Below are 23,261 nucleotides of genomic sequence, written 5' to 3' on the forward strand. Positions count from 1 at the left end.
CCCATGGCACGCCTTGATTTCGACAAACTGAACTCTGAAATCCGTTACCTCATGTTCTCCGTGTTCCAGGTGGAACCCGGTGTGCTGGGCGATGATCGGGAAGCTGCGGTCAAGGACGCCCGCTTGTTCTTCGAGGGTCTCGAAGACAAGGGCGTCGTGGTTCGCGGGATCTACGACGTCGCCGGCCTGCGCGCCGACGCGGACTTCATGATCTGGACCCACGCGGCCACCATCGAGGAACTGCAGGCCGCGTACGCGGATTTCCGTCGCACCACCGTCCTCGGACAGGCCAGTGCTCCCATCTGGAGCAACTCGGCGGTGCACCGCCCCGCGGAGTTCAACAAGAGCCACGTGCCCTCGTTCATCGCGGGTGAGGATCCGGGCGACTACATCTGCGTCTACCCGTTCGTCCGCTCGTACGAGTGGTACCTGCTCCCCGACGAGGAGCGTCGCAAGATGCTCGCCGATCACGGTATGGCTGCTCGTTCGTACAAGGACGTTCGCGCCAACACGGTCCCGGCCTTCGCCCTGGGGGACTACGAGTGGATTCTCGCGTTCGAAGCACCCGAGCTCATTCGTATCGTCGATCTGATGCGCGATCTACGTGCCACCGAAGCTCGCTTGCACGTTCGCGAAGAGGTGCCGTTCTTCACCGGCCCGCGCGTGGACATCGAGAAGCTGGTCCTTTCCCTTCCCTGATCTGCTTCGAAAGTAGTTTCTGTGACAACTGCACCGAACCGGCGTCGTCAACACATGTCCCATTGGGGAATGTTCACCGCCGAATCGGTCGCCGGCGAGGTGACCGCCGTGCATCCGTACGAGGGTGATGCGAATCCTTCGCCGATGCTCGGGAACCTCGCCGGTTCGGTGCGCAGTCGGGCTCGTGTTTCGGGCCCGGCGGTGCGTCGGGGTTGGCTCGAGAACGGGCCGGGTCCCAGCGACCGACGTGGAGCCGACGAATTCGTCTCGGTCTCCTGGGACGAACTGACCGAACTCCTCTCGCGTGAACTGCGTCGCGTGGTCGACGCGCACGGAAACAACGCGATCTTCGGCGGCTCGTACGGCTGGGCCAGCGCCGGCCGATTCCATCACGCGCAGAGCCAAGTTCACCGATTTCTGAATCAGCTGGGTGGATACACCAAGTCAGTTCACAGCTACTCGCTCGGTGCCACCGGCGTCATCATGCCGCGTGTGGTCGGAACGCACTGGAAGTTGTTCGCGCGCTCCACGTCGTGGGACGTCATCGCGAAGCACTCCGATCTCCTCGTCTCGTTCGGAGGAGTGCCGATCAAGAACACCGGAGTCAATGCCGGTGGTACGAGCGATCATCCGACGCGCGGGGCGCTCGACGCGTTTCGTGCCCGCGGCGGAAAGATCGTCTCCTTCAGTCCGTTGCGTGACGACGTCGAGGGTGACTGCGAGTGGATCGCACCCGTTCCGGGAACCGACGTTGCAATCATGCTTGCCCTGGCGTTTGTCCTGGCGTCGGAGGACCTGCACGATCGCGATTTCCTGGGCCGTTTCTGCGTCGGTTACGAACGCTTCGAGGACTACCTGCTCGGACGTTCCGACGGTGTACCGAAGGATCCGCGCTGGGCGCAGAAGATCTCCGGTGTGTCGGCGGAGTTCATCACCGACCTGGCTCGGAGAATGGCGTCTGGCCGGACGCTGGTGACCGTCACGTGGTCGTTGCAACGCATCAAACACGGTGAACAGGCACCGTGGATGGGCGTGACACTCGCAGCGATGCTCGGCCAATTCGGGCTTCCGGGTGGAGGTTTCGGGCACGGCTACGGTTCGATGAACGAGCCGGGTCTGGCTCCGGTGCCGTATCCCTTGCCGACCTTCTCGCAAGGTGTGAATCCGGTGTCGGATTTCATTCCGGTAGCCGCGATTTCCGACCTGCTGCTTTCGCCCGGGGAGGAGTTCGATTACGACGGCCGGCGCTTGACCTATCCCGACATCCGGTTGGTCTACTGGGCCGGTGGCAATCCGTTTCACCACCATCAGGATCTCCCGAGGCTGCGACGGGCATTTGCGCGTCCGGACACGATCGTCGTTCACGATCCGTACTGGACGCCGATGGCCCGCAACGCCGACATCGTTGTCCCGTCGACCACCTCGCTCGAACGAAATGACCTGAGCTGCACTCGAAACGACCCGCTTCTGGTCGCGATGCAGCAGGTCGTTCCACCTTTCGAGAACTCGCGTGACGACTACGACACGTTTGCCGCTCTCGCTTCTGCGCTCGGATTCGGGGAACAGTTCACCGAGGGGCGATCCTCACAGGAGTGGATCGAGCATCTCTACGGTCAATGGCGGCCGTTCGTCGATGCAGACGGCGGCAACACACCGACGTTCGAGGACTTCTGGGCAGAAGGGCACTACCGGATGCGAACCGAAGACAACCTCGTGCTCTTCGGTGACTTCCGTGAGAATCCCGAGAAATATCCGCTCTCGACTCCGAGTGGGAAGATCGAGATCTTCTCCGAGACCATCGAGTCCTTCGGCTACGACGACTGCGCCGGCCATCCGCGCTGGTACGAGCCCGACGAGTGGCTGGGTGGACCGCGAGCCTCGCAATTCCCGCTTCACTTGATCGCCAATCAGCCCAAGACGCGTCTGCACAGCCAACTCGATCACGGCGCTGCGAGCCAGGCGTCGAAGATTCAGGGACGCGAGCCGATTCGTATGCACCCCGATGCAGCGGCCGCGCGCGGCGTCTCGGCAGGAGACGTGGTGCGGGTGTTCAACGATCGCGGAGCGTGCCTTGCTGGTGTGATCGTCGACTCGGACTTGCGGAGCGACGTCGTCCAACTTTCCACCGGTGCCTGGTACGACCCGCTCGATCCTGCCGATCCCGACTCTCTGTGTGTGCACGGCAATCCCAACGTTCTGACACCGGACGTCGGCACGTCGTCACTCTCGCACGGGTGCACCGGCCAGCACGTTCTGGTGCAGATCGAGAAATTCGACGGGGCCCTGCCGCCGGTCAAGGCATTCGATCCGCCCGTGCTTCGTTCACGCTGACGGAACCGATCGGCCACCTCTCGCGTCGAACCTCGTGAGCGCCTGAATCAGGTGTCACGATCTATCGAAGGTGGGGGCCATCGTGAGTGCAGCGGATGTTGGTTCGATGCGGGGGCAAGTCGAAGTACTTCGGGCTCAGATCGATTCGATGCAGCACGTTCTGTTGGAGCGGACTCGATCGCTGGCGGACTTGCAGGAGAGGATCGCTCGAGCGACGGCGAGCGCGCGTTCGAGTGACGGCAGCGTGGAAATCGTCGTCGACGCCTCGGGGGCGGTGGTGGGAGTCGATCTCTCGGGGAGTTCTTACGCCAAGCATTCGCCGGCAGCGTTGGGGAATCTGATCCTGGCTACGGCCGCGTCTGCGGCAGAAGACATACGCCGACAGGTTGCCGAGATGACGAAGCCGCTCACGGAGGCGGCCGGAATCGACTTGCCGGATCTGGTTCCGGGCGTGCTCGGATTGCGCGAGATTCTCGAACCTCGTCCGAGCTCCACACCGGCTTCCTGCGACGAGAACTGGGACCGCACCGTTCTGAGGAGCTCCGGCAATGTCTGAACTGGGCGTGAATGTGGCCGCGATGAAAAGTGCTGCACCAGCCTTCGCGGTGGTCGCTGCCGATCTCGACGAGGCGCGGAGCGCTCTCGACGCAGTGGTCGCCGCCGAAGAGGGTTGCTGGGGCACTGACCAGTTCGGATCCGCATTCTCAGGCGCATATGTTCCCGGTGCGGAGTCAGCAGTCGGTGGGATGACACTGGTCGCGGGCGCGCTCCGCGAATTGACCGCCACGCTGATCGAGATCACCGATCGTTTCGAATCGATCGACACCTCGCTTGCCGACGACATGGCGGGTGGGCTCTGATGGGACTCGAGATTCCCGGCTGGTTACAGGCGGTTGCGTCGGTCGCGGTGGGCAGTGACTGGCCGCAAGGAGACGAAACGGCACTGTGGAGGTTGGGTGATGCCTGGTCAGGTGCGGCCGATCGGATCGAGGCTTCGGCCGCTGCCGGTGGTTACGGATTGCAGGCAGTACTGGCATCGATCGACGGTCGAGCCGGCGACTCGTTGTCTCGGTATTGGTCCGAGGCCGGGGGAGTTGCGGAGGTCTTCGAGCGGTTGTCCTCTGCCGCGGCCGAACTGGGTCAGTCATGCACCGATACCGGCACGGACATCGAGTACACCAAACTGTCGATCCTCGCGGCGCTGGGCGCACTGGCGCTCGAGATTGCCGCCATGGTGGCGGCTGCTGTCCCGACACTGGGTGTCAGTACCGCCGGGGTCGTGGCGGCTGAGGTCGCAACAACACTCACGGTCCGAATGTTGTTGCAGCAATTGTTGATACGAGTGATCGAGGCTGCGGCAGTGGAAGCTGCCGCTGCCGTCTTCTCCGGCCTCGCCATTCAACTCGGGCAGATGACGATGGATCATCGCCAGTCGATCGACGGTGGCAAGGTCGTGACCGAGGGGCGCGACGGTTTCATCAAGGGACTTGCGAACGGAGGGTTGAAGACGACGCCGGATCGTGTCGGCCCTGACCCGAACCCGCTCCCGACCGGTTCGAGAGTGCAGGAGATCGCGCGGGGCGCCTTCGACGACGCGGTGTCGGGAGCGTCCGCTGCGATCGTGACGAAGGAAGTCACGGGCGGCGACGCCTCGTTGACTGACATCACTTCCGGCGCGATCGGTGGCGGGATCGGTTCCGTCAAAGACGGACTTGTCGCTCGCAACGAGGACCTGAATGCGGCCGGTCTGAGCCCGACTGCGCTGAACTGGGACTTCTGAGTGGAAAGTCTCGAATCGTGGGCTACCAGTGACACGGGGTAGCCCACGACCTGGCTACTGAGCGGGCTTGAGGACCAGCGAGATCGAGTTGATGCAGTACCGCTGATCGGTCGGCGTCGGGTACCCCTCACCCTCGAAGACGTGACCGAGGTGGCTGTGGCACTTCTTGCAGATGACCTCGACGCGGCGCATCCCGAGTGAGCTGTCTTCCTTCAGGATCACGGCATCCGAATCCGCCGGATCGAAGAAGGACGGCCACCCGCAGTGCGATTCGAACTTCTCGGTGCTACGGAACAGTTCGGCTCCGCAGGCCCGGCAGGAGTAGACACCTTCCGTGGTGGTGTCGGTGTACTCGCCGACGAAGGGGCGTTCGGTGCCGGCTTGGCGCAGGACGGCGAACTCCTCCGGCGTCAGTTTTTCGCGCCACTCGCTCTCGGTGTACGTGACCTCAGGTGTGCTGTCGATGCCATCGTGTGAAGAACTCATGCCTCCACGCTAATGCTTTGTCGCCGTTTCGGCTTCGTGGGCAGGTGAGACGGCATCGAGTGGGGGATCGAGGAGGTACGCGGGATCGATTCCCCGATCCAAACGGCCCTCTCGACGCGCGACCAGATACCGGTATCCGAGGACACAGAAGATCACGATCAGCAGAAGGCTCCAGCCGAGGGTGCTCTTGGTGTATTCGGCCGCCCGGCCGAAGGTCGGCCAGCGGTTCGACCACCAGCTGTCGAACGTCATGAAGCCGTAGACCGCAAGCCACGCCGGCCAGTTCCGCATGACCGAGTTCTTGAGTACCACGGACATCAGGAGCGGGAGCAGCATCATCGAGTAGTACATCTGGCCGAGCGAGGGCAGCAGGAACGACGCGGTCATGATCACACCGGTCGCGGTGGTGAGGAAGAAGAGTTCGTCGTTGCGGTAGTAGCGGTACAGAAGCCACAGAGAGACGACGACCATAGCGGCCAACACGACGCGCAAGAGCAGGATCAACCATTCGGGCAGACCGAAGTAAGCGCCGTTTCCGACAATCGAACTGTTGAAGTAGTCACGAGATTCGAGCAGGTACGGCACGGTGCGGCGGACGAAGTCCATCGGATCCGACGCCAGCGGCCATGCCACGACCGTGAGAATGAACGGCATGCCCAGGGCGGTGACCAACACCTTCCACTGACCGCGAACGAGTGGCAGCAGGAGCAGCGGCGCGAGAGTGGGTTTCACTGCGATGGTGAGACCGATCGCGGCGCCGGCCCACAGATCCTTCTTGCGCATCAGCAACAGGAGGAAGGCAACTTCGCCGAGCAGGACGAGGCCGTTGATGTTGGTGAACACCAACGTGTTGGTGACCGTCTCCGACATGAACGCGCCGAGCACCAGAATCGGCGCCGCGATGGAACTGATCGTCAGGTCGAACAAGCGCAACAGCAGGTAGAGAGCCACGAGAATGGCGACGGCATTGACACCGATGAACAGCCACCGTGAGCGCTCGGGATCGAGGATCGCCAGGGGGGCCATCAACAAGGAACCCGATGGCGGGTACAGGTAATGGGGGTCTACGGAGTTGAAATCTGCGGTGTAGACGTCGCGCCCGTTCCAGAACGCCAGCGCGGCGTTGTAGACCGGTCGGAAGTCATCGGTGATGGCGCCGTTGACTGCTGTGATGATGACACGATTGAGCACTGTCATCACGGCGATCGGCCACAAAACGAAGTTGACGACTTGTTGGGTTGTCCGCCCGGTACGCGGCTCGAGCTGTCGAAGGAACACTTCGGCACGGTACACCGGAGCAGGGTGTGATCGGGGGATGCACCCCTTTTCGGTCGTGGTGGACGAGCGCCCGAGTCAGGCCGGGCACACGCTTCCGTTACTGGGCAGGGAGGCGTCGCTGAGGTAGAGGCGCATCGCCTGTTGAGCGCAGGTGGATTGTGCCGCGGGGTGACCCGCACCTTGCCAGTCCAGAGTTGCGAAGCGCGATCCTGCATTGGTCACGACGCCGGTGACGGTCGAGAGTCCGGAGTTCCCGACGGCCGGGTCACCCTGCCCGCTCAGCACGAGGACTGGGGGCTTCAACTGATTCGGCAGGGGGGAGTTGGCGGTCGACGGCCAGCTGGCGCACGCCAGCAACCCGAGCGCGGCTTCTCGCCCGAACACCGGATAGTTGGTGCCCCAGGTGTCCGCAAGCTCGCGCGCACGCCCGATGCCCGGCCATTGCATGCCGTCGGTGCACCGTCCGATGAACTGGCCGTCGCCGTCCACCTCGTTCTCCGCCCGGGCGGCGCGTTCTCGAATCGGCGAAGCGTTGCCGGTACCGAGCGCGGACAGAGCGTCGGACAGTGAGCGGGTCTCCTGCTCACGGTTGGTTCCGGCAGTCCACAGGCTGGCCGAAATCGCGTTCGACACCGCAGCGGCGGACAGCGGCTGGAATTCATCGGCCCGAGCGCGCTCCATCAGGTCCGTGACCGCTTTCTTCGGATCAGGTCCGAGAGAGCACCCCAACGCCACACATCGCTGAGCGAATGCGGTCAACGCCGCTTCCTCGCCCTGCACGCGGCTCTCGGCCTCGGTGGCAGCGTCGGTGGCCACCGGAGCGGGAGAATCGAGGATCAACCTCGCGAGGTTCTCGGGGTGGGCTGCCGCGTAGCTCAGCGCGATGTCCGAGCCGGACCCTGCCGACCACAGAGCGATCGTCTCGACGCCCCACCGCGTACGTAGAGCGTCGATGTCCTCGGCAGCGGAGTCCGCGCCGAACTTCAGTTCTTGAGGGTCGAGGTAGTCGGTGCAGGCAATGGTGGCGTCGTGACCGAGAGCGGCGACCGCATCGGCGGCGTCACCGGTGGAATCCGCGTCGAACTGGCCCAGATCGTGAAGGCCACGCCGAATTTCCGGCGTCATGCAGTCGATTGCGGTGGACCTGTCGATTCCGCGTCGATCGAGGGCAACCACGGGATGTTCGGCGAGAACCGTGTTCAAGCCGGATGCGGCGAGCATGGCCAGAGAGTTTCCCGACGAACGATCGGTGCCCGATGTGAACACGATCGGATACGCGTCGGCAGGCGTCGACGAGGTCCGAGCGCGGGTCAAGCCGGCAGTGAAGTTGCCGTCGATGGCGCCGGTCACGTCGATGGGGGCATTGAATTCCGCGCATTCGAGAATGACGCCGGCGCTCGACGCCGCGAGAGCCTGGTCGGCGAGTGACGTGCCGGTGCAGTCTCGCCACGGTATGTCATCGGTCGGGACGCCAGGGTCAACCGGCGGCGCATCGGGCGACGGTCCCTCGCTCTGGGCAGGGCTGCCGTCGGTGCGGCCTTCGACCGCGACGGCGGGCCGAAGCGACGGACCGGCGCCGCACGCACAACACGTCGCGAGGACGACGGCCATCAAAGCAACTCTGCGCATGCCGACCAGAGTGCCAGGTTCACCGACGTGGCTGCTGACGAACCCATCGAGTGAGGATCGTGCCGTCCGTATCACCGAGAATGTGCGCGGGACGCATGGCTGTGGGCATTGCGTTGGGGGAGAGGGAGATTCGGCCGACTTTGCTCCCCACCAGTTGAGGTGACGTGGTGATGCAGAGTTCGTCGACGGCATTGTCCTCGATCAACTGCCCGAAAAGTGATGGTCCGCCCTCGCACAGCACGCGACGGAGCTTGCGAGCCGACAAGGCCCTGTCGATGTCGCCGCTGGTGACGTTCGGTGAGTCCGTCACCTCCACCTGCGCTCCGGCAGATCTCAGCGCCGAAATTGCCGCGGAGTCCGCGTCGCGACCGACAACAAGGATCGGTGGAACTTCGGTATCGCGAAGGAGTCGGCTTTCGGGGTCGATCGACGCGTGCGCCGAGACGACGAGGATCGGTGGGACCGGAGCGAGGCCGTCGGCAGTGCGACGCGCCCGGGCTTCGTCCGAGACCTGCACACCCCCGTAGTTCTCGGCTCGCGCTGTGCCTGCGCCGACCACGACGACGTCACAAAGTTCGCGCAAGATCCCGAATACCGACTTGTCTGCCGGTGTGCCCAGTCCACCGCTCACTCCGTCGACGGCGACGCACCCGTCGATGCTGGAAACGAAGTTCACGCGCATCCAGGGTTGCGAGAGGTTCTCCGGATAGGCGTACAAGCCGCGGAGTTCGTCGTCGTGGCCTGGTGTGAAGTAGGTCGCAATATCCATACGGTGCACATGAGAGATCACATCACGTAGATACCCTTGACGGATGCATGAACGTCTTGTCGATCGCAGCCCGGTGGTACCCGCCGATCAACTGGTAGCTCAAATGGTGCCTCCCGCAATGTTCGACGAGGTGAGTTTTGCGTCCTACATTCCTGATCCGAAGGAACCGAGCCAGGCAGCTGCTGTCGCCAAGGCCGAGGAATTCTCCAAGCGCGTCACCAAGATCCGTAGTGGTGGACGCCGCGGACTGTTCGGCAAGAAGACCCAGGCGACCGGCGCCGGCCTGTACCTCGACGGCGGGTTCGGTGTCGGTAAGACTCACTTGCTGGCGTCGATCTTCCACAGCGTTCCGTCGCCGAAGGCTTTCGGAACCTTCGTCGAGCTGACACACGTCGTCGGCGCTCTCGGCTTCAACAAGGCGGTCGAAGCGCTCGCCGACCACAGCGTTCTCTGCATCGACGAGTTCGAGCTCGACGATCCGGGCGACACCATGCTCGTATCCCGCCTCCTCTCGGAGCTTTCCGCGCGCGGCGTGTCCATCGTCGCGACGTCGAACACGCTTCCCGGCCAGCTCGGGGAGGGTCGCTTCGCCGCCCAGGACTTCCTGCGCGAGATCAAGAAGCTCGGCTCGATCTTCGAGACGATTCGCGTCGACGGCCCCGACTACCGTCACCGCGATCTCCCGCCCGCACCCGAGCCCGTCTCCTCGGAGGAGTTGGTCTCTCGGGCCGACGCCATCGACGGCGCCACGCTCGACAACTTCGACGAGCTGTGCAAGCACCTCAGCACCCTGCACCCGTCGCGGTACAACAAGCTGGTCGAGGGTGTGAAGGCCGTGTTCATCGACGGTGTCCACCCGGCAACGGATCAGTCCGTTGCACTGCGCATCGTGGTTCTCGCCGACCGCCTGTACGACGCGAGCATCCCGGTCACCGTTTCCGGCGCACGCCTCGACGAGATCTTCACCCCCGAGATGCTCGCCGGTGGGTACAAGAAGAAGTACTTGCGCGCGACCTCGCGCCTGCTCGCACTTTCTCGTTTCGAGGTCGCGGCCGGCTAGTCTGCACGCCTGTCAGCTGACGGGGCGCTCCATCACGAAATCGTGGTGGAGTTGTGCGCCCACGAGGAAAGTCTTCGTGCCGACCTGTGTGAAACCGTGCTTTGCGTAGAACTTCTGGGCGCGCAGGTTCTCCTGATTGACGCCCAGCCAGATCCCGGCACTTCCACTGCGTCGTGCGTGGTCGACAACCGCGTCCATCAAGGATGCTGCCGCGCCGGTTCCGTGGTTACCCGGAAGCACGTACAACTTGCTCAGTTCTGTTGTCGGGCGAAGTGTCACAGCAGCTTTGACGTCCGGGTCGGCGGGCTCGTCGTCGACAAGCATCGCGTAGCCGACGATCGAACCGTCGCGAATGACCTTGAGAACGGTTCGCGTCGGATCGGTCAGGTACTCGGAGAACTTGTCGACGGAGAGAACGTTGTCGATGAAGGCACTGATGTCGTCGTCCGACGCGTCCGGCGGACACGCCAGTGGAAATGTCACCGCTGCCACGTCGGCGATTGCTTCGGAATCCCAGATCCCGGCCCGGTCAACGGTGATCGTCACGTCAGTTTCTGCCTCTCGCGCACACAATTCGGTCGATCAAGTACACCACTTTCCTCGGGCGCAATGCTCAAGCGGCGTTCTCGGCGACCGGAGTTGTGGCTCGTTTCGGTGCGAACGCGGGAGCAAGAACTATCAAGATCGCGCAGAACGCCAGCGGAATCAGGAACCCGATTCGAAGGTCACTGAAGGCAGCGACCGCGCCGACGATGCCGCCGCCGACGACTGTGCCGACGTAGTTGAAGAGGTTGATGCGTGCGATCACCGCATCGACCTGATCCGGGGGAGCCATCCTGCCGGCAGCGCTGAAGCAGATCGGAGCGATCACCGGTACCCCGAGCCCGACGATGAGGAACCCGGCGATGGCAACGGCGGGAGATTGCGCGAGGACGACAACTGTCATACCGACTACGCCGATGAGAGAGCCGATCCGCACGACGGTGGTCTCACCGAATTTCCCGACCCAGTAGTCCCCGGTCAGTCGTGCGACAAGTGCCGCGATCTGATACGCCGCCACGGAAAGGGCAGCGGTCCCGGCGTCGGCGAGCAGTTCGTCCTTGACGTACAGAGTCGACCAGTTTCCGACGCTGAAGTCGACCGCGTAGAACAATGCCATCGCGACGCCGAGGAGGACGAAGGCGCGGGTGGGTACCGCGAATTTCGCGGTGCTCGTGATGTTTGCCTCGGCAACCGGAGACTCGGACCGATCGAGCAGTTGCGGGCCGAAGGCCAGAAGCATCAGTCCGACAACAACTCCAGCGATCACCTGCGTGACGCGGATCGAAATGTCGAGGCCTGCGGTAGCAGAGATGAACAGGGCGCCGACAATCGCTCCGACGCTCCAGGAAGCATGGAACGAGGAGAGGATGAAGCGGCCCTTGGCGTGTTGGATCGAGACTGCCTGCATGTTGGCGGCCGCGTCGACCATGCCGAGTCCGATGCCGTAGATCGCCAGGAAGACGAAGAACATCGCTGCGTTGGGCGCAATTCCGGTTGCCCCGCCGAAGACTGCGATGACGGCGAGCCCAGTTCGCAGGGTCATCTTGCTCGACGTTCTCACGGCCAGCATCTCGGCGAGCACGCTGCCGAGCCCGGCGATGACGGACACGGTGACAACCGCAACCACAACCAGTGTCTCGCTCAGCTCGAACAAGTCCTTGTACTGCGGCAGCTGCGTCAGAATGGCGGCGAGCAGAAATCCTTGAAGTCCGAAGGCCACCGAAGTGGCGATCCGAGCCCTCGTCAGGGTGCGGGTGTTATCCGTCATCAAGCAGGGCCTTTGTCTCGTTCGTTCGGTTAGGCCGAACGGTACTGGATCTTGATACTGGTCGAGTGTCCAACAAAGCTGCGTGTTTTGCACGGTTCTTTGATTAACTGACCGACATGACTCGGCAGCCGACACCAGAATTTCCGACTTCCTTCGTCTGGGGAACCGCCACTGCGGCCTATCAAATCGAAGGAGCTGTGGCCGAAGACGGTCGCGGACCGTCGATCTGGGACGAGTTCTGTGACCGTCCCGGTGTTGTCGTCGGGGGCGACACCGGGACGGTCGCTGCCGATCATTATCACCGCTGGGAGTCGGACATCGAGCTGATGAATCAGCTCGGGCTCGACGCTTATCGGCTGTCTCTGTCGTGGTCGCGCATTCTGCCCACCGGATCGGGGGCAGTGAATGCGAAGGGGCTCGACTTCTACGACCGCCTGATCGACCGACTGTGTTCGGCGGGAATTACTGCCGCTGTCACGCTCTTTCACTGGGATCTGCCCCTTGCCTTGCAGGAGCAGGGCGGCTGGATGAACCGCGACACCTCGTATCGGCTGGGGGAGTATGCGCAGGTCGTCGGCGAGCGGCTGTCGGATCGGGTCGGAATGTGGATGCCGCTCAACGAACCAGTTGTGCACACGCTTTACGGGCATGCCCTCGGAGTTCACGCCCCCGGACTGGCCTTGGGGTTCGAGGCTTTCCAAGCCGCACATCACCAGCTGCTCGGGCATGGCCTCGCTGTCGAAGCGCTTCGGGCAACCGGATGCACGAACATCGGAATCGCCTCGAACCATGCTCCGGTGCGTGCCGCTTCGGATTCGCCGGAAGACGTGATGGCTGCCGACATCTACGACCACGTCGTCAATTGGATGTTCGCCGACCCGGTTCTGGTCGGGAAGTACCCGGCCGACGAATTCGCTCAGCTGCTCAGCGGTCCTGTCGACGAGGACTTGAAAATCATCGGGGCGCCGCTCGACTGGTACGGGATCAACTACTACGAGCCGACGATGATTGCTGCTCCGGTGGAAGGCCAGGGGACCGAAGGTGTGCTCGAAGTCGACCTGCCCCCGGGCCTGCCCTTTGCCCCTGTCGCGATTACCGGTTATCCCACAACCGATTTCGGTTGGCCGATCGTTCCCGAGGGGCTGGGCGAGATCTTGCGGACGTTCCACGCCCGCTTCGGTGACGCACTGCCGCCGATCTACATCACCGAAAGCGGATGTTCATTCCACGACGCCCCGGATGCCGCAGGCGTCGTCGACGACGAAGCACGAATCGACTACCACGATGCGCACCTTCGCGCCCTCCGATCGGCAATGGACGACGGTGTCGACGTCCGCGGTTATTTTGTGTGGTCACTTCTCGACAACTTCGAATGGGCTGCGGGATACAAGGAGCGATTCGGCCTGGTGCACGTCGATTTCGACACCCAGAAGCGCACTCCGAAGACCTCGTTCGAGTGGTATCGCGCCCTCATCGCCGAGCACAAAGCGGCTCAGGTCTGACCTGTGCGGAGGCGGTCTGGGTTGCATTCTCGAACCGGGCCGCCTAGCCTCGTCTCTCATGAAGCGAATTCTCGTAGTAAGCCGCCGTAGCGGGGTCTGAATCGGACCGACCCCTCGCTGCGGGTCGTCTTGCTACCAGTTGGTCCTCCACTTCATTCCAGGAAGACCACGATCATGACTTACAACTTCGCTTTCGCTTCTGATTCTTCTTCTGCTGCTGATCCCTTCGCGGCGCGTCACGGCAAATCTCTGCCCGCCGGCTTGCGTGCCGAATGCTCAGCGATGTCGTGGACCGAGTTCGAGTCCACGTATGCGGCTATGAGCGGCCCGATCCGTCTGGGTGCGTGGTCCTCCGAGAAGATTGCGCCGGGTCGTTGGACCTTCGAAGCGACTCTCGGTCTGGGGGAGCGTATCCAGAAAGCGTCCGCCACCTCGACCGGCGCGATCTCGGCCATGACGTCGATGCTGCACGACGCGGGAATCTCGCTCGAGATCCTGTCTTTCCATCAGCACCAGATCGGCCACCGCACTGCGACGTTCATCTTCACCGAGTGCGACGGCCGTCGGAGCTGGGCGATGGGTATTGCGGAGTCGTCGACGGAGTCCTCGCTGCGCGCGATGACTTCGGCAGCGAACCGCTTCTCTCACTGAGCAGTTACAACAATCTGATCAGCTACATCAACCGCAGTACTGACGTGGATTCCCGAGGGGGCTTGCGTCAGTACTGCGGCCCGTGTGTTCGGCGCTCGAACGCAAAAAGCCGGAACCCTGAGGTTCCGGCTTCTTGCATTCTCAAATGGTGCGCGATACTGGGATTGAACCAGTGACCTCTTCCGTGTCAGGGAAGCGCTCTCCCGCTGAGCTAATCGCGCGGGTTCTGGAGAAAAATGGAGCGGACGACGGGATTCGAACCCGCGACCCCAACCTTGGCAAGGTTGTGCGCTACCAGCTGCGCCACGTCCGCATGAGCAATGAACTCCGTTACCGGAACTCAGTACTTTTCTAACTTATCAGACCTGCAAGCAGGTCTTGACCATCAGGCCCTAGGGCCTGACGTGGTGCGCGATACTGGGATTGAACCAGTGACCTCTTCCGTGTCAGGGAAGCGCTCTCCCGCTGAGCTAATCGCGCGAGGTGGAGACGGGAATCGAACCCGTGTGCACGGCTTTGCAGGCCGTTGCCTCACCACTCGGCCACTCCACCGTAAAAGGTTGAGTCACACCTCTCGAGCGGACGACGGGATTCGAACCCGCGACCCCAACCTTGGCAAGGTTGTGCGCTACCAGCTGCGCCACGTCCGCATCGCACCGTGTTGCTTGGGGAGCTGCTCGCTCTCCTCGGTGCGTTGGAAACATTAGCCGACCGTGTCGGATACACACAAATCACCAGCTCAGTGGCGTGTTCGGAGTCGAATCGGCCCGTCGCGCGCGTTGCAACTGTCCGTCTTGGCGATGAATACGGTCTGAAATCAGTTCGAATTCGTAGATTTCGGAGCGGCCTGGAGCAAAACGAATGCCAACCTGGTGATTCGTATTCATCGCGCAGCCGTGTTAATGTTCCAACTCGTTCGAGCGCATGCGTTCGTACGACTTACGGTCCCGTGGCTCAGTGGGAGAGCGTCCGCTTCACACGCGGAAGGTCGCTGGTTCGATCCCAGCCGGGACCACAGAAAAACACTGAAGGCGTTCCCGATCATCGGGGACGCCTTCAGTCGTTTGAGAGCACAGCTGTTCGAGGGCACGGTTATTTCGGGATGCAGACCGTCGTCGCAGGTCGCCGGGCGATGATTTCGGTAGCCTGGTCGAAGAGACATTTCGCGACCGAAAAGGTGACTGCTTTGAGTACCGAAAAGGTCGATTCTTCCGTCGACGATTCAGACCTGTCCGTCTTCCAGGACGCAGAGTCCCGCTGGGAGCGGTGGCGCGCGGGAATCGCCGCGCGGCCCACCCTCAATCTTGCGTACCGCATCGGCGTCGGAGTCGTGGGCACGATCGTGTTCGCCGCCGGCATCGTGGCTATTCCGTACCCCGGGCCCGGTTGGCTCATCGTTTTCGCCGGCCTCGGCATCCTGGCGTCGGAGTTCGCGTGGGCACATCGACTCCTTCATTTCGCGAAGGCTCGATACGACCGGTTCATGGAATGGTTCGGCAAGCAGTCGCTGTTCGTCAAAGGGTTGGGCGTTCTGTTCACCACAGTGATCGTCTTGGCGACTTTGTGGGTGCTCGGCACTTTCGGCCTGATCGGGACATGGGTGGGCCTGGACTACTCGTGGCTCGAGTCGCCGCTGTGAGTTGAACGCGGCCCGGTTTCCTTCACTCGGTTGTCTCACCATGTCGGTAGGGCCGATAACATGATCGTGCGCGTGCTCGTAGTGGGTACGACGCCTGTCTAACTTGTCGCAATACCTTTAGGAGCACATCGCCGTGACCAGTCCCGCGCCAGAGCACTCAGCCGCCCCACTTCGGGTGCCCGCGGGGACGACCGCCGGGACTGCAGTGCGCGAAGCCGGATACCCCACGAAGGGGCCCGACGTGATCGTCGTTGTCCGCGATGGCGAGGGAACGCTCAAGGATCTGTCGTGGACACCTGAGGTCGATGTCGACGTCGAGCCGGTGGCAGCATCCACCGAAGACGGCCGCAGCGTCATCCGGCACTCCGCGGCCCACGTCCTCGCGCAGGCGGTTCAGAAAGAATTCCCCGACGCGAAGCTCGGCATCGGTCCGCCGATCAAGGACGGCTTCTACTACGACTTCGCGGTGGACCGCCCGTTCACTCCGGAGGATCTGGCCAAGCTCGAAAAGCGTATGAAGCAGATCATCAAGGGATCACAGCGCTTTTCGCGTCGAGTGGTCGATTCGATCGAAGACGCTCGGGTCGAGTTGGCCGACGAGCCGTTCAAGCTCGAATTGATCGACGACAAGTCCGGTATCGACGATCCCGAGATCATGGAGGTGGGCGGCAACGAGCTGACCATCTACGACAATCTCGATCCTCGTACCGGCGACAAGATCTGGTCCGATCTGTGCCGCGGCCCGCACATTCCGACCACCAAGCACATCCCGGCCTTCAAGTTGACCCGAAGCTCCGCCGCCTACTGGCGTGGCAACCAGGACAACGCCGATCTTCAGCGTGTCTACGGCACCGCGTGGGAGTCCACCGAGGCTCAGGACGAATACCTCGAACTGCTCGCCGAGGCCGAGCGTCGTGATCACCGCAAGCTCGGTACCGAACTGGACCTCTTCAGCTTCCCCGACGAGCTCGGTTCGGGTCTGCCGGTGTTCCATCCCAAGGGCGGCATCATCCGCACCGAGATGGAGAACTACTCGCGCAGCCGTCACATCGAGGCGGGCTACGAGTTCGTCAACACTCCGCACATCACCAAGGGGCATCTGTACGAGGTTTCCGGTCACCTCGACTGGTACCGCGACGGCATGTTCCCGGCGATGCACGTCGACGAGGAACTGAACGAGGACGGCACCGTGCGCAAGCCGGGCCAGGACTACTACCTCAAGCCGATGAACTGCCCGATGCACAACCTGATCTTCCGTGCTCGCGGACGCTCGTACCGTGAATTGCCGTTGCGGCTCTTCGAATTCGGCTCGGTCTACCGCTACGAGAAGTCCGGCGTCATCCACGGCCTGACCCGCGTGCGCGGCATGACCCAGGACGACGCTCACATCTACTGCACCCGTGAGCAGATGCGCGACGAGCTGACCACCACCCTGCAGTTCGTTCTGAACCTGCTCAAGGACTACGGCCTCGACGACTTCTACCTCGAACTGTCCACCAAAAACCCGGACAAGTTCGTCGGTAGCGACGACGTCTGGGAAGAGGCGACCGCAACGCTCGCCGAGGTCGGCGAAGCTTCCGGCCTGACGCTGGTGCCGGATCCGGGCGGAGCCGCCTTCTACGGTCCCAAGATTTCCGTTCAGGTCAAGGACGCCCTCGGCCGCACCTGGCAGATGTCGACCATCCAGCTCGACTTCAACCTGCCCGAGCGGTTCGAGCTCGAATACACCGGCAACGACGGCGTCAAGACTCGTCCGGTCATGATCCACCGCGCGCTGTTCGGCTCGATCGAACGGTTCTTCGGTGTGCTGACCGAGCACTACGCCGGCGCTTTCCCAGCGTGGCTGGCACCGGTGCAGGTTGTCGGAATCCCGGTGGCCGAGGCGTTCGCCGATCACCTGTTCGACGTCACGAAGAAGCTCAAGGCTGCCGGTGTGCGCGCCGAGGTCGACTTCAGTGACGACCGTATGCAGAAGAAGATCCGTAACCACACCACGCAGAAGGTCCCGTTCATGCTCCTCGCGGGCGAGCGTGACGTGGAGGCCGGCGCGGTCAGCTTCCGTTTCCGTGACGGCACGCAGATCAACGGCATTCCCGTCGACGACGCCGTCCGGATCATCACCGAGTGGATCGGCCGCCGCGAGAACGCCTCGCCGACAGCCGAACTGGTGCAGCCAAGCGTGGCGCAGTGAGCGCCCCCGGTGACGACGGTCCAGGTTCGCTGATCGACCACGGCGTCGGTGACCCTGACCATTTGCAGCGCATTTGGTCGCCGCATCGGATGTCGTACATCACCGAGGCGCCCAACACCCCGGGCACGACAGGTGAACCGTTCATCGACATTCCGAAGATGTCGGACGAAGAAGGACTGATCGTTGCCCGCGGTGAGCATGTCTATGCGGTTCTGAACCTGTATCCATACAACCCGGGGCACCTGATGGTGGTTCCGTACCGCAAGGTCGCGGCACTCGAAGACCTGACGCCGGAGGAGAGCGCCGAGTTGATGGCGTTCACCCAGCAGGCGTTGCGGGTGATCAAGAGCGTGTCGAATCCTCACGGATTCAACGTCGGCCTGAATCTCGGTGCCGCTGCGGGCGGTTCGCTGTCCGAGCACCTTCACCAACACGTAGTGCCACGTTGGGGCGGCGACGCCAACTTCATCACCGTGCTCGGTGGGGTCAAGGTGATGCCGCAATTGCTGCGGGAGACCAGGGGACTACTCGCCGGTGCCTGGCAACAATAGGTTGACGCATCCGGCTTCATGGCAGGATGCATTGCTGCAACGAGTTCCGAACCGGAACTCACGACGGGGAGGGTTCCTGCGGTGTTGAGCTTCTTCGGGCGCGCATCGGTGTCCAAGGTGACGGCACCTATGGGGAAGGCGCTGGTCAAGACCGGTCTGACGCCGGACTCGGTGACGGTGATCGGCACGGTGGCAAGCGTCGCCGGTGCGGTGACGCTGTTTCCGTCCGGACATCTGTTCTGGGGAACCATGTTCATCTGGTTCTTCGTCATGTTCGACATGCTCGACGGCGCAATGGCTCGTGCTCGCGGCGGCGGAACGCGGTACGGGGCGGTATTGGACGCGACCTGCGACCGCGTAGCCGACGGCGCGATTTTTGCCGGCCTGGCCTGGTGGGCGGTCTACCACGAGAACAGCAAGTGGCTGCTCGTCGCGACGCTCATCTGCCTCGTCACCTCGCAGGTCATCTCGTACGCGAAGGCGCGTGCGGAGGCGAGCGGGCTGACTGCGGACGGCGGGTGGATCGAGCGCCCGGACCGACTGATCATCGTGTTGGTCGGATCCGGCCTGACGGGTATGGGTCTTCCGTGGGCAATCCACATCGCGATGTGGGTACTTGCCGCCGGAAGCATCGTGACGGTCTTCCAGCGAGTGCTCGCGGTGCGCAATTCCCCTGGCGCTCGGGAACTTCTGCCGATCGCCCCGGCCGCATCGACGGTCGAAGGTGCGCCGGACACGGACGGCGAGGCAGAGAAATGAGCTTTGCCGAGCGTGCAACAGATCTGGGATACGCCGCGGGTTGGCGTCTGGTGCGAAGCCTGCCGGAATCGGTGGCGGTCAAGCTGTTCGACGCCGGAGCGGATTTCGCGGTACGCAAGGGCGGACCCGAACAACTCAGGAAGAACCTCGCGAGAGTTCTGGGCACGACGCCGGAGCAAGTTCCGGATCAGTTGATCAAGGATTCGATGCGCTCGTACGCCCGGTATTGGCGTGAGGCGTTTCGTCTTCCGTCGATGGACCTGGTCGCGACAGGTAAGGCGCTGCATGCGCTGGTCGAGGGCCAGGAGCATCTGGAAAAGGCAATGGCGGCAGGTCATGGCGCGGTATTGGCGCTGCCTCACAGCGGTAATTGGGACATGGCCGGCGTGTGGTGCGTTCAGCAGTGGGGCGGGTTGACCTCCGTTGCCGAGCGGCTCAAGCCCGAATCCCTGTACGAACGGTTCGTCGACTATCGCGAGAGTCTCGGCTTCGAGATCTTCCCGCTCAGCGGCGGGGAGCATCCACCGTTCGTCGAACTCTCCAAGCATCTGCGTGAGAACAAGATCGTGTGCCTGTTGGGGGAGCGCGATCTGGCGAAGAAGGGTGTGCCCGTTACCTTCTTCGGCGAACCTACTCGGATGCCCGCGGGCCCAGCGAAGCTCGCGATCGACACCGGCGCGCCGCTACTTCCGGTCCACTGCTGGTTCACACCCGACGGATGGGGTTTCAAGATCGACCCACCGATCGACGTATCCGGCGGAGTCGGCCCGGCCACGCAAGCACTTGCCGACCGTTTCGCGGTCAACATCGCAGCGCACCCCGCTGACTGGCACATGCTTCAACCGCTGTGGCGCTCGGACCTTTCCGAATCGCGGCTCGCCCGCATGGAGGGTGAATGAAAATCGGCATGATCTGCCCGTACTCCTTCGACGTCCCCGGCGGCGTCCAGGCGCACGTGGTGGATCTGGCCGAGGTGCTGATCGAACGTGGTCACAAAGTGAGTGTGCTTGCGCCGTCGTCCGATGACGACGAGTTGCCGGATTTTGTGGTTTCCGCAGGTAAAGCCGTCGCGATTCCCTACAACGGTTCTGTTGCGCGGTTGTCTTTCGGCCCGACGGCGAACAACCGCCTCCGCAAGTTCATCGCGGAAGGTGACTTCGACGTTCTACATATCCACGAACCCAATGCGCCGAGTCTGTCCATGCTCGCGTTGCGCATCGCGGAAGGCCCGATCGTCGCCACCTTCCACACGTCGACCACGAAGTCGTTGGTGCTGAGCACGTTTCAGGGTGTCTTGGCTCCGTATCTCGAGAAGATCAGCGGCCGGATCGCAGTCTCGGAGTTGGCGCGTCGTTGGCAGGTCGAGTCTCTCGGATCCGACGCGGTCGAGATCCCCAACGGCGTCGATGTCGCAGCGTTTGCCGAAGCCGATCTGTTGCCCGGCTACCCGCGCGAAGGTGGAACCATTCTGTTCCTCGGTCGCTACGACGAACCGCGCAAGGGGATGGCCGTCCTCCTCGGTGCGCTGCCGGAGTTGGTCGAGCGTCACCCGGATCTCGAAGTGATCGTGGTCGGACGCGGCGACGAGGAGAAACTCCGCAAAGAGGCGGGTAAGTACTTCAAGCATCTCCGCCTGCTCGGGCAGGTCAGTGACGAGGAGAAAGCGTCGGCGCTTCGCAGTGCGGACGTCTACTGCGCGCCCAATCTCGGCGGTGAGAGCTTCGGGATCGTGCTGGTCGAGGCCATGGCGGCTGGCACTGCCGTCGTGGCCAGTGAGTTGGACGCTTTTCGCCGTGTTCTTCGCGACGGTCAGGCCGGCTTGCTGGTCCCCATCGGGAACTCCGATGCCTTGGCCGAGGCAATCGATTCCGTTCTCGGTGACCCGGATCGACGACGCGCGCTGGTCAACACCGCGACAAGTGTTGTTGCCGAATACGACTGGCCGGTGGTAGCCGAGCAGATCCTGCGTGTCTACGAGACCGTCACGGTCGGCGGTACCGGCGTACGCGTGGTGGGTTCATGACCTTCTCCGCTCTGACGATCTTCATTCTCGGGCTCGTCGCTGCCGTCGTCCTGGTCGTCGGACTGTGGGCGTACGGGACGGCGAACCGACTCGATCGACTGCATGTGCGTTCGGATCAGTCGTGGTTGGCGCTCGATGCGGCTCTGTCCCGTCGTGCCGCGGTTGTCCGCGCGGCGGCTGTGGACATGAGCGCCGACGACGCCCGCAGATTCGTCACCTTGGCGGACGCCGCCGAACGTGCGGATCGTCAGGATCGCGAGCTTGCCGAGAACCGGCTGTCCAATGCTCTCGCTGCCTACGGCACGACGTCGCTGCGACCTCAACTGGTGGCCGAGTTGGCCGATGCCGAGGCGAGGGTCCTGATCGCTCGGCGGTTCCACAACGACGCGGTGCGCGACACTCTCGCGTTGCGTACGCGTCGACTTGTTCGCTGGCTGCACCTCGGGGGAACGGCACCGCTACCTCAGTACTTCGAGATATCGGAGCGCACGACCGCGGCGGCGGTGCCCGAGGGCATCACCGTGGATACGTCACGGACCTCTGCCCGCGTGGTGATGCTGGACGAGGAAGATCGGGTGCTGCTGTTGCGCGGGCACGATCCCAAGATCCCGAACACTTACTTCTGGTTCACCGTCGGCGGCGGGCTCGAACGCGGCGAACATCTGCGAGCGGCTGCCGTTCGTGAGATCGAGGAGGAGACCGGATTCGTCGTGGATCCGGAGAATCTGCGAGGTCCGCTCTGGCGTCGGGTGGCGATCTTCCCGTTCGACGGTGAGCTGATCCGTTCGGAAGAGCTGTTCTTCGCTACGCGCACTCACGGCTTCGAGCCGGTCTTCCAAGGCCACACGGAATTGGAGCAGCGTGCCATCACCGGCCATCGCTGGTGCAGCGCCGACGAGATCCGCCAATTGGCCAAGTCCGGTGAGCCGGTCTACCCGTTGGATCTGGCAAACCTCCTGGTGGAAGCGGCGACGATCGCGGACGGTACCGAGGATCCGGAAGTGCGTTCCATCCGCTGATCGTTCGGTCGTTCAGTGCTCGCGGGCAGTTTAAGGCCAGCAATGGCAAATTGGATACGGAATCGAAGGCCGGTTAGTCCTAGAGTTCTGGCCAGAGGCCTCCGAGCGAATGAACTCGTGTGTTCGCCGTGCCTCGTTTCTTTCGTCACGCCACTACTGCAGGAGTTTGCTGTGAGCACCCCCGACTCTGCCCCCACCACCGCCATCGGCACCGCCCGCGTCAAGCGCGGCATGGCTGAAATGCTCAAGGGCGGTGTGATCATGGACGTGGTCACCGCTGAGCAGGCCAAGATCGCCGAAGACGCAGGCGCCGTCGCCGTCATGGCACTCGAGCGGGTCCCCGCAGACATTCGCGCACAGGGCGGCGTCTCGCGCATGAGCGACCCGGACATGATCGACAGCATCATCTCCACCGTCAGCATCCCCGTCATGGCCAAGGCACGCATCGGTCACTTCGTCGAAGCGCAGATCCTGCAGAGCCTCGGCGTCGACTACATCGACGAGTCCGAGGTCCTGACCCCGGCCGACTACGCCAACCACATCGACAAGTGGAAGTTCACCGCTCCCTTCGTCTGTGGCGCCACCAACCTCGGCGAAGCGCTCCGTCGCATCAACGAAGGCGCGGCCATGATCCGCTCGAAGGGTGAAGCAGGCACCGGAGACGTCTCCAACGCCACCACCCATATGCGCACCATCCGCGGCGAGATCCGCCGGTTGACCTCGCTGAGCGAGGACGAACTGTACGTAGCCGCCAAGGAACTGCAGGCCCCGTACGAACTGGTCGTCGAGGTCGCCAAGGCCGGCAAGCTGCCGGTCACCATGTTCACCGCCGGCGGCATCGCCACCCCGGCAGACGCTGCCATGATGATGCAGCTCGGCGCCGAGGGCGTGTTCGTCGGATCGGGCATCTTCAAGTCCGGCAACCCGAAGCAGCGCGCCGAGGCCATCGTCAAGGCCACCACGTTCTACGACGACCCGGACGTGCTCGCCAAGGTCTCGCGCGGGCTCGGCGAGGCAATGGTCGGTATCAACGTCGACGACCTGCCCGTCGGACACCGCCTCGCAGAGCGCGGTTGGTGACAGC

Annotated in this window: 22 protein-coding genes and 6 tRNA genes; 17 read left to right on the forward strand and 11 right to left on the reverse strand. The window is 63.1% G+C overall.

Annotated elements, in window-relative coordinates; all coding sequences use genetic code 11:
• The first annotated feature begins 3 nt into the window (after positions 1-3).
• The 5 genes from hemQ (at position 4) to P0M12_RS26130 (ending at position 4,810) form a co-directional block, all read left to right on the forward strand.
• Positions 4-699 carry a hydrogen peroxide-dependent heme synthase gene (hemQ, locus tag P0M12_RS26110; RefSeq protein WP_003942644.1) on the forward strand — a complete coding sequence of 232 codons (696 nt, stop codon included), beginning with the start codon at positions 4-6 and terminating at the stop codon, positions 697-699.
• 54 nt (positions 700-753) lie between these two features.
• The gene (locus P0M12_RS26115; RefSeq protein ID WP_064112891.1) at positions 754-3,030 is read left to right on the forward strand and encodes a molybdopterin guanine dinucleotide-containing S/N-oxide reductase; all 2,277 of its coding nucleotides are present in this window, start codon (positions 754-756) and stop codon (positions 3,028-3,030) included.
• Between the two features lie 82 nt (positions 3,031-3,112).
• Positions 3,113-3,586, forward strand: coding sequence for a YbaB/EbfC family nucleoid-associated protein (locus P0M12_RS26120; RefSeq protein WP_223304570.1), 474 nt, complete (start codon positions 3,113-3,115; stop codon positions 3,584-3,586).
• On the forward strand, positions 3,579-3,890 hold the full coding sequence (locus P0M12_RS26125; RefSeq protein ID WP_003942588.1) for a hypothetical protein: 312 nt from the start codon (positions 3,579-3,581) through the stop codon (positions 3,888-3,890). The genes P0M12_RS26120 and P0M12_RS26125 overlap by 8 nt, the downstream gene beginning before the upstream one ends.
• Positions 3,890-4,810: a hypothetical protein gene (locus tag P0M12_RS26130; RefSeq protein WP_003942627.1), complete on the forward strand. Its 921-nt coding sequence runs from the start codon at positions 3,890-3,892 to the stop codon at positions 4,808-4,810. The genes P0M12_RS26125 and P0M12_RS26130 overlap by 1 nt, the downstream gene beginning before the upstream one ends.
• A gap of 54 nt (positions 4,811-4,864) precedes the next feature.
• On the opposite strand, the gene msrB is transcribed toward P0M12_RS26130, so the two are convergent.
• The 4 genes from msrB to P0M12_RS26150 are packed head-to-tail and all read right to left on the reverse strand — an operon-like array spanning position 4,865 to position 8,972.
• Entirely contained in the window at positions 4,865-5,296 is a 432-nt protein-coding gene (gene msrB, locus P0M12_RS26135; protein WP_003942631.1) for a peptide-methionine (R)-S-oxide reductase MsrB, read from the reverse strand.
• Positions 5,297-5,305: 9 nt separating this feature from the next.
• Positions 5,306-6,589, reverse strand: a complete 1,284-nt coding sequence (locus tag P0M12_RS26140) for a glycosyltransferase family 87 protein (RefSeq protein ID WP_277377063.1) — start codon at positions 6,587-6,589, stop codon at positions 5,306-5,308.
• 60 nt (positions 6,590-6,649) lie between these two features.
• The gene (locus tag P0M12_RS26145) at positions 6,650-8,203 is read right to left on the reverse strand and encodes an alpha/beta hydrolase (protein ID WP_209923004.1); all 1,554 of its coding nucleotides are present in this window, start codon (positions 8,201-8,203) and stop codon (positions 6,650-6,652) included.
• A 19-nt stretch (positions 8,204-8,222) separates the two neighbouring features.
• Complete coding sequence (locus tag P0M12_RS26150) at positions 8,223-8,972, reverse strand: pyrimidine reductase family protein (RefSeq protein WP_042919913.1); 750 nt, start codon at positions 8,970-8,972, stop codon at positions 8,223-8,225.
• 43 nt (positions 8,973-9,015) lie between these two features.
• Here P0M12_RS26150 and zapE point away from each other — a divergent pair, with 43 nt between their 5' ends.
• Complete coding sequence (gene zapE / locus P0M12_RS26155; protein WP_116056779.1) at positions 9,016-10,032, forward strand: cell division protein ZapE; 1,017 nt, start codon at positions 9,016-9,018, stop codon at positions 10,030-10,032.
• Positions 10,033-10,044: 12 nt separating this feature from the next.
• Here the strand turns inward: zapE and P0M12_RS26160 are convergent, their stop codons facing one another.
• Both P0M12_RS26160 and P0M12_RS26165 read right to left on the reverse strand, forming a co-directional pair.
• The gene (locus P0M12_RS26160) at positions 10,045-10,578 is read right to left on the reverse strand and encodes a GNAT family N-acetyltransferase (protein WP_003942603.1); all 534 of its coding nucleotides are present in this window, start codon (positions 10,576-10,578) and stop codon (positions 10,045-10,047) included.
• Between the two features lie 67 nt (positions 10,579-10,645).
• On the reverse strand, positions 10,646-11,842 hold the full coding sequence (locus P0M12_RS26165) for an MFS transporter (RefSeq protein WP_007732911.1): 1,197 nt from the start codon (positions 11,840-11,842) through the stop codon (positions 10,646-10,648).
• Positions 11,843-11,958: 116 nt separating this feature from the next.
• Between P0M12_RS26165 and P0M12_RS26170 the strand changes: the two genes are divergently transcribed.
• Both P0M12_RS26170 and P0M12_RS26175 read left to right on the forward strand, forming a co-directional pair.
• Entirely contained in the window at positions 11,959-13,344 is a 1,386-nt protein-coding gene (locus P0M12_RS26170; protein WP_003942640.1) for a GH1 family beta-glucosidase, read from the forward strand.
• Positions 13,345-13,518: 174 nt separating this feature from the next.
• Complete coding sequence (locus tag P0M12_RS26175) at positions 13,519-13,995, forward strand: alpha-isopropylmalate synthase regulatory domain-containing protein (RefSeq protein WP_003942597.1); 477 nt, start codon at positions 13,519-13,521, stop codon at positions 13,993-13,995.
• A gap of 146 nt (positions 13,996-14,141) precedes the next feature.
• Here the strand turns inward: P0M12_RS26175 and P0M12_RS26180 are convergent.
• From P0M12_RS26180 to P0M12_RS26200, 5 genes are all read right to left on the reverse strand, one after another.
• Positions 14,142-14,216, reverse strand: a tRNA-Val gene (locus tag P0M12_RS26180).
• Between the two features lie 16 nt (positions 14,217-14,232).
• Positions 14,233-14,308: transfer RNA gene (locus tag P0M12_RS26185), tRNA-Gly, on the reverse strand.
• A 92-nt stretch (positions 14,309-14,400) separates the two neighbouring features.
• Positions 14,401-14,475 (reverse strand) — tRNA-Val (locus P0M12_RS26190).
• A 1-nt stretch (position 14,476) separates the two neighbouring features.
• A tRNA-Cys gene (locus tag P0M12_RS26195) sits at positions 14,477-14,547 on the reverse strand.
• 25 nt (positions 14,548-14,572) lie between these two features.
• Positions 14,573-14,645, reverse strand: a tRNA-Gly gene (locus tag P0M12_RS26200).
• 293 nt (positions 14,646-14,938) lie between these two features.
• Between P0M12_RS26200 and P0M12_RS26205 the strand changes: the two genes are divergently transcribed.
• From P0M12_RS26205 to pdxS, 9 genes are all read left to right on the forward strand, one after another.
• A tRNA-Val gene (locus P0M12_RS26205) sits at positions 14,939-15,010 on the forward strand.
• 171 nt (positions 15,011-15,181) lie between these two features.
• On the forward strand, positions 15,182-15,634 hold the full coding sequence (locus P0M12_RS26210) for a TIGR02611 family protein (protein ID WP_030536868.1): 453 nt from the start codon (positions 15,182-15,184) through the stop codon (positions 15,632-15,634).
• 133 nt (positions 15,635-15,767) lie between these two features.
• A complete protein-coding gene (thrS, locus tag P0M12_RS26215) occupies positions 15,768-17,825 on the forward strand; it encodes a threonine--tRNA ligase (protein ID WP_007732914.1) in 2,058 nt (685 codons plus the stop codon).
• On the forward strand, positions 17,822-18,376 hold the full coding sequence (locus P0M12_RS26220) for an HIT domain-containing protein (RefSeq protein ID WP_003943307.1): 555 nt from the start codon (positions 17,822-17,824) through the stop codon (positions 18,374-18,376). The genes thrS and P0M12_RS26220 overlap by 4 nt, the downstream gene beginning before the upstream one ends.
• Before the next feature lie 81 nt (positions 18,377-18,457).
• Positions 18,458-19,135 (forward strand): phosphatidylinositol phosphate synthase, encoded by a 678-nt coding sequence (gene pgsA, locus P0M12_RS26225; RefSeq protein ID WP_007732918.1) that lies wholly within the window; start codon positions 18,458-18,460, stop codon positions 19,133-19,135.
• Positions 19,132-20,034: a phosphatidylinositol mannoside acyltransferase gene (locus P0M12_RS26230; protein ID WP_030536867.1), complete on the forward strand. Its 903-nt coding sequence runs from the start codon at positions 19,132-19,134 to the stop codon at positions 20,032-20,034. Before pgsA ends, P0M12_RS26230 begins: the two co-directional genes overlap by 4 nt.
• Positions 20,031-21,158, forward strand: a complete 1,128-nt coding sequence (locus P0M12_RS26235) for a glycosyltransferase family 4 protein (RefSeq protein ID WP_003943332.1) — start codon at positions 20,031-20,033, stop codon at positions 21,156-21,158. The genes P0M12_RS26230 and P0M12_RS26235 overlap by 4 nt, the downstream gene beginning before the upstream one ends.
• Entirely contained in the window at positions 21,155-22,177 is a 1,023-nt protein-coding gene (locus P0M12_RS26240; protein ID WP_050656608.1) for an NUDIX domain-containing protein, read from the forward strand. The genes P0M12_RS26235 and P0M12_RS26240 overlap by 4 nt, the downstream gene beginning before the upstream one ends.
• Before the next feature lie 171 nt (positions 22,178-22,348).
• Complete coding sequence (gene pdxS / locus P0M12_RS26245; RefSeq protein WP_003943338.1) at positions 22,349-23,257, forward strand: pyridoxal 5'-phosphate synthase lyase subunit PdxS; 909 nt, start codon at positions 22,349-22,351, stop codon at positions 23,255-23,257.
• Positions 23,258-23,261: the final 4 nt, after the last annotated feature.

The organism is Rhodococcus sp. RCBS9, assembly GCF_029457415.1.
In the GTDB taxonomy this organism is placed as follows: Bacteria; Actinomycetota; Actinomycetes; order Mycobacteriales; family Mycobacteriaceae; genus Rhodococcus_F; species Rhodococcus_F qingshengii.

Coding starts and splice junctions, on each gene's coding strand:
- hemQ (WP_003942644.1), top strand. CDS start 4: ATGGCACGCCTTGATTTCGACAAACTGAACTCTGAAATCCGTTACCTC.
- P0M12_RS26115 (WP_064112891.1), top strand. CDS start 754: ATGTCCCATTGGGGAATGTTCACCGCCGAATCGGTCGCCGGCGAGGTG.
- P0M12_RS26125 (WP_003942588.1), top strand. CDS start 3,579: ATGTCTGAACTGGGCGTGAATGTGGCCGCGATGAAAAGTGCTGCACCA.
- P0M12_RS26130 (WP_003942627.1), top strand. CDS start 3,890: ATGGGACTCGAGATTCCCGGCTGGTTACAGGCGGTTGCGTCGGTCGCG.
- msrB (WP_003942631.1), bottom strand. CDS start 5,296: ATGAGTTCTTCACACGATGGCATCGACAGCACACCTGAGGTCACGTAC.
- P0M12_RS26145 (WP_209923004.1), bottom strand. CDS start 8,203: ATGCGCAGAGTTGCTTTGATGGCCGTCGTCCTCGCGACGTGTTGTGCG.
- P0M12_RS26150 (WP_042919913.1), bottom strand. CDS start 8,972: ATGGATATTGCGACCTACTTCACACCAGGCCACGACGACGAACTCCGC.
- zapE (WP_116056779.1), top strand. CDS start 9,016: ATGCATGAACGTCTTGTCGATCGCAGCCCGGTGGTACCCGCCGATCAA.
- P0M12_RS26165 (WP_007732911.1), bottom strand. CDS start 11,842: ATGACGGATAACACCCGCACCCTGACGAGGGCTCGGATCGCCACTTCG.
- P0M12_RS26170 (WP_003942640.1), top strand. CDS start 11,959: ATGACTCGGCAGCCGACACCAGAATTTCCGACTTCCTTCGTCTGGGGA.
- P0M12_RS26175 (WP_003942597.1), top strand. CDS start 13,519: ATGACTTACAACTTCGCTTTCGCTTCTGATTCTTCTTCTGCTGCTGAT.
- P0M12_RS26230 (WP_030536867.1), top strand. CDS start 19,132: ATGAGCTTTGCCGAGCGTGCAACAGATCTGGGATACGCCGCGGGTTGG.
- P0M12_RS26235 (WP_003943332.1), top strand. CDS start 20,031: ATGAAAATCGGCATGATCTGCCCGTACTCCTTCGACGTCCCCGGCGGC.
- P0M12_RS26240 (WP_050656608.1), top strand. CDS start 21,155: ATGACCTTCTCCGCTCTGACGATCTTCATTCTCGGGCTCGTCGCTGCC.